Source organism: Shewanella sp. SG41-4, from assembly GCF_014164505.1.
GTDB lineage: Bacteria > Pseudomonadota > Gammaproteobacteria > Enterobacterales > Shewanellaceae > Shewanella.
This window is the reverse complement of record NZ_JACJFI010000583.1, coordinates 1-1,451: the sequence shown is the minus strand read 5'-3', so window position 1 is coordinate 1,451 and position 1,451 is coordinate 1. Positions and strand designations below refer to the sequence as shown.

The following is a 1,451-nucleotide window of genomic DNA, read 5'->3' as shown; positions in this document are numbered from 1 at the left end:
GTCATTGTTGGGCTATAAAACATCACTTTCGCAGCCAGTATGCTAATAACCACCAAAGAGATCACCGCAAAGCTATTTAATAACTTAGTGAGTTTGCTGCCATCTTCAACATGAGGCTTATCGTCTTTAGCCATTTCATCTTGATACTCTGTTATTTGTTGCTGTTCTTTCTCATCTAATAATATAGCACCTGTATAATCTAAATCGGCACCATACTTTTTAGCTAATACGGTATAAATTATAATGGTGAATATCCACGTTGGAATAAATAAGTAATAGAATGAAATAATATCAAGACTATTTAAACCAAAACCAAATATTAACGCTAATGCCCAAGATGCAATTGCCGGTGTACTTTTAGACAGGTTTTGATATTTAGCCCAATAGCGGGTTAAGCCAATCTTAGGGAACAACACGTGCTCAGCAAATACAATACCACCCACTGGTACAACTAAAAGACCGGCATACGTCAGTAACGGTAACATTTGCGAAAACACAAATGGGAAACACGCTATCACGACAGTGACTAAGCCCACAATGGCGGTAGTACGTTCACGAGAATGATTAACAAATATTGACTGCGCGGCAAGGCCTGCACGGTATAAATTGGCGTTAGCCGTTGTCCAACCAGCGATAATGATAATCACAAAGCCTGAAAAACCTAAAGCATGGTAAGCAACATCACCTGGATCGAGTTGAGTAATAGTGGTTTTTAATAGTACAGCGGTACCTGCACCCATAATACCAGCAGAAATCCATGCTAAGTAGTGGCCGAAGAACATGCCAACACCTGAAATCAAACCATAACTTTTACGCTTTGCGAAGCGGAAAATAGCCATGTCGATCAAACCGAAGTGAGTAATTGAGTTAGCGGCCCACGCAAAGCCTATCACTTCAAGTAAACCAATACCGGGTTCACCTTTGTCATTTAACCCAGTCCAAATTGAGCTGTTACCTATGGTCATGAAGTCTTGCCAGCCCGTTAATGTGGTACTGCCAATCACATGATTTGATAACACAGGGAATAAGGTAAATGATCCCGCAATAAAGATAACAAATAACCACGGCGCACAAATTTTAGAAAAATCAGCCACGGTAGAGAAACCGTACATGGCGACGACAACGACGATAGATCCTACCGCTAATACAATCATCACAAACCATAGACTGCTAGGGTACCAATTTAATTGTGCCGGAATGTCGAATAAGAAACGAACGGCTGTCGACGATACAGTGATCATCGCAGCGGATATCACCGAGAAGATAATCACATTAGCCCAGTTATAGAGCTTGGTCATCGAGTCGCCGGCAATCTTATTTAAATAGTTATATAAACTAAGTCGAGTTTCAACAGCAATCGGTGCCGTTAATAACCACCACGAACACATCGCCAATAGATTACCAATTAATAGTCCAAGCAATATATCAATGGTTGAGGCACCTAGAGCAAC

General features: G+C 40.9%; 1 protein-coding gene. It reads right to left on the bottom strand.

The window, feature by feature from the left end; translation table 11 throughout:
* Nucleotides 1–1,451 (bottom strand): purine-cytosine permease family protein (locus tag H5202_RS22410; protein WP_182773971.1); only part of this gene is annotated, 1,451 nt, incomplete at both ends.